General features: G+C 55.3%; 4 protein-coding genes. 1 reads left to right on the plus strand and 3 read right to left on the minus strand.

Annotated features, from left to right (window positions below):
• Positions 1-161: 161 nt before the first annotated feature.
• Together istB and istA are read right to left on the minus strand one after the other, a co-directional pair.
• The gene (gene istB / locus GA0061070_RS24155; protein WP_032666787.1) at positions 162-944 is read right to left on the minus strand and encodes an IS21-like element ISSen3 family helper ATPase IstB; all 783 of its coding nucleotides are present in this window, start codon (positions 942-944) and stop codon (positions 162-164) included.
• Positions 941-1963: an IS21 family transposase gene (istA, locus tag GA0061070_RS24160; RefSeq protein WP_090139056.1), complete on the minus strand. Its 1023-nt coding sequence runs from the start codon at positions 1961-1963 to the stop codon at positions 941-943. Before istA ends, istB begins: the two co-directional genes overlap by 4 nt.
• A gap of 58 nt (positions 1964-2021) precedes the next feature.
• On the opposite strand from istA, the gene GA0061070_RS24165 reads away from it, so the two are divergent.
• Positions 2022-2627 carry a DUF2913 family protein gene (locus tag GA0061070_RS24165; protein WP_090139057.1) on the plus strand — a complete coding sequence of 202 codons (606 nt, stop codon included), beginning with the start codon at positions 2022-2024 and terminating at the stop codon, positions 2625-2627.
• On the opposite strand, the gene GA0061070_RS24170 is transcribed toward GA0061070_RS24165, so the two are convergent.
• On the minus strand, positions 2624-3235 hold a 612-nt coding region (locus GA0061070_RS24170; protein WP_139109840.1), incomplete at its 5' end, for an Rpn family recombination-promoting nuclease/putative transposase. The two genes, GA0061070_RS24165 and GA0061070_RS24170, sit on opposite strands and share 4 nt — an antisense overlap.

Consider the following 3235-nt stretch of genomic DNA (forward strand, 5'->3'; position numbering starts at 1 on the left):
AGCGACTGGAATATCTAGCTCTGGATGAATCTGAGCTGGCACTGGCCTGTAGTCGTCAGGGGCTTCACGCTCAGATTTATTGCATCCTCCAGATCTGTCAACGACGGGTAAAAAGTGATCCACTTACATCTCCACCGACGGTCTAATATTGATCCACCGTTTTACTCAGGATTAGCCTCAGCGATAACCCCGGCCTTGCGTTTCTGTTTCAGTCGATAGCTCTCTCCTTTTATTTGAACTACATGTGAGTGGTGTAAGATCCGGTCCAGCATCGCCGATGTCAGGGCTGCATCACCGGCGAACGTCTGGTCCCACTGCCCGAACGGCAGGTTGGATGTCAGGATCATCGCGCTTTTTTCGTAACGTTTGGCGATGACCTGGAAGAACAGCTTTGCCTCTTCCTGACTGAACGGCAGATAGCCTATTTCATCGATGATGAGTAGCTTCGGCGCCATAACGCCACGGTGAAGCGTTGTTTTATAACGGCCCTGGCGTTGCGCTGTGGACAACTGAAGTAACAGATCTGCCGCAGTAGTGAAGCGAACCTTGATGCCCGCCCTTACCGCTTCGTAGCCCATCGCTATAGCCAGATGGGTTTTACCCACACCGGACGGCCCCAGCAGTACAATGTTTTCGTTGCGCTCTATGAAGCTCAGTGAACGCAGCGACTGGATCTGCTTCTGCGGCGCACCGGTGGCGAAGGTGAAGTCGTATTCTTCGAACGTTTTCACTGCCGGGAAGGCCGCCATCCGGGTATACATCGCCTGTTTACGCTGATGTCGGGCCAGTTTTTCCTCATGAAGCAGATGCTCCAGGAAGTCCATATAGCTCCATTCCTGATCCACTGCCTGTTGTGACAGAGCGGGTGCGGCGCTGATAAGACTGTCCAGTTGCAACTGTTCAGCAAGTACCATCAGCCGTTGATGTTGCAGCTCGACCATCATGCGACTCCTCTGCTGAACGTGTCATAGATAGACAGCGGATGATGCAGTGGCTGCCTGTCGAAGGTCACCAGGCTTTCGTCTACCTGCACGTCATACTGTTTTTTCTCCGGCGGCAGAGCCAGCATGGACTGCTGTTCTTCGATCCAGCGATCGCAGGGGCGGGTCTGGATAGTTTCATGCTTCCTCTGGTTGGCAACATCGTGCAACCAGCGCAGGCCGTAGCGGTTGGCTGTTTCAACGTCAACGGTGATCCCCATCGGGCGCAGGCGCGTCATTAGCGGGATGTAGAAGCTGTTGCGGGTGTACTGCACCATCCGCTCCACCTTGCCTTTAGTCTGTGCCCTGAAGGGGCGACACAGTCGTGGAGAGAAGCCCATCTCTTTGCCGAACTGCCACAGGGATGGATGGAACCGGTGCTGGCCGGTCTGGTAAGCATCACGCTGCAGCACTACAGTTTTCATATTGTCGTACAGCACTTCCCGTGGCACACCGCCGAAGAAGCTGAACGCATTGCGGTGGCAGGATTCCAGCGTGTCATAGCGCATATTATCAGTGAACTCGATATACAGCATTCGGCTGTACCCCAGAACGGCAACGAACACGTGAAGGGGGGATTTGCTGTTACGCATGGCGCCCCAGTCAACCTGCATTTGCCGTCCGGGCTCGGTTTCGAAGCGAACGACAGGCTCCTGCTCCTGAGGGATGGCAAGTGAGCGTATGAACTCTCTCAGGATGGTCATGCCACCACGATAACCCTGCTCCACGATCTCGCGGGCGATGACCGTTGCAGGAATTTTATAAGGATGGGCATCGGCGATGCGTTGCCGAATATAGTCCCGGTATTCATCCAGGAGTGAAGCGGCTGCGGGACGCGGCGTATATTTTGGCGGCTCAGACTGCGCACGCAGATAACGCTTTACGGTGTTACGGGAGATACCCAGTTCCCTGGCTATAGCCCGACTGCTCATACCCTGCTTATGCAGGATTTTAATTTCCATAACTGTCTCAAAAGTGACCATAAGCTCTCCCGAATCAGGAGAGCAGATTAACCCCTGGATCTGATTTCAGGCGTCGGATATGGATCACTTTCGCACCGTTGGTAACAGGTGTGCCCTGGTGGCGCTTGCGCTGGCCAGGCAGAACGGCGATGTGCTGTCACCGGCACAGGAAAACCTCTTTCTCACCCGCTGGCTGGCGACTGCGCTGAAGCAACGGCGTTTTTCTCGTGATGTGACGCCCGATATCGAGTGGCTTCTGAAACAGGGACGCCAGCTGGGCGTCAGCGCGAAGCTGGCCAGCAAGCTGAATTATCTCTGGCGCTCCTGCACCGGCGAATTGTCTGAGCAAAACGACCTGTTCCGGCTGACGTATGCCCTGGAAACCGCGAAAGACATGAGCTGGAATTACCGCCTGCTGAGCGATCGGGAATGGTCCGGCCGGAATGCTGTGGCGCTCAGTGCGGGCGTGAACGGCATTTATCTCTCACGGGCCAACCTCGATGTCGCTTTTGACGACAGCGGCCGACAAATAAATCCGCTGACAGCGCGTCTGACGGGGAACGTAGAGGGGGTAATGAAGCTGTTTAATCGCTGTGGCTGGCAGGCAGAGCCTGAGTCTGGTGCCTCCCTGCCCCACCAGTATTCGCTGATGGCCGGACAGGGAGTGCCAGGAAAGGGTGATTAGTGGCGGATCTGCGCCAGGTCATCTTCGGTCAGACCGGTCATTTTCATGACAGTATTGCGGTCAATGCCGTTCTGGAGCATGGTTCGTGCAATTTTAAGGGTGGCTTCGCGCTCGCCTTTTTCAATGCCGCGTTGTTCACCGAGTTGAATCCCCTTCTCGATGCCCTTCTGTTCAAGCTGTTGTGCGATGGTCATAAGTGCGTCTCCGTGTTGCGGCACACGCTGTGCCAGTTCGCGTACAAAGGCTTCGGCGTCCGATGTTTCGCCTGCCTGCACTATATAGTGTACCAGCGATATTACCTGTGATGAAGACAGATATCCGGCCAGCAGGATGGGCGCCAGCCGGTCAACCAGTTCTGCCAGGTCCCGCTGGTGAATATGCTTTTGCAGTAAAGTCAGTGCGGCCATACTGCGATGGCCAGCGATTTCATCATCCGGAATAACCGTAACGTCTACCAGCGGGAAAGCGCCGCTGTAGAGTTTGCCTGCCAGCTCCGGATCGTCAAACTCATCCATCCACCGGGTGGAGTACGGATACGGGCTGCGTTTACCCGTATAGAACAGCACCGGTATCACCAGTGGCAATTTTTTATGCCCTGCCTCCAGGTG

This window comes from Kosakonia oryziphila (assembly GCF_900094795.1).
Taxonomy (GTDB): Bacteria; Pseudomonadota; Gammaproteobacteria; order Enterobacterales; family Enterobacteriaceae; genus Kosakonia; species Kosakonia oryziphila.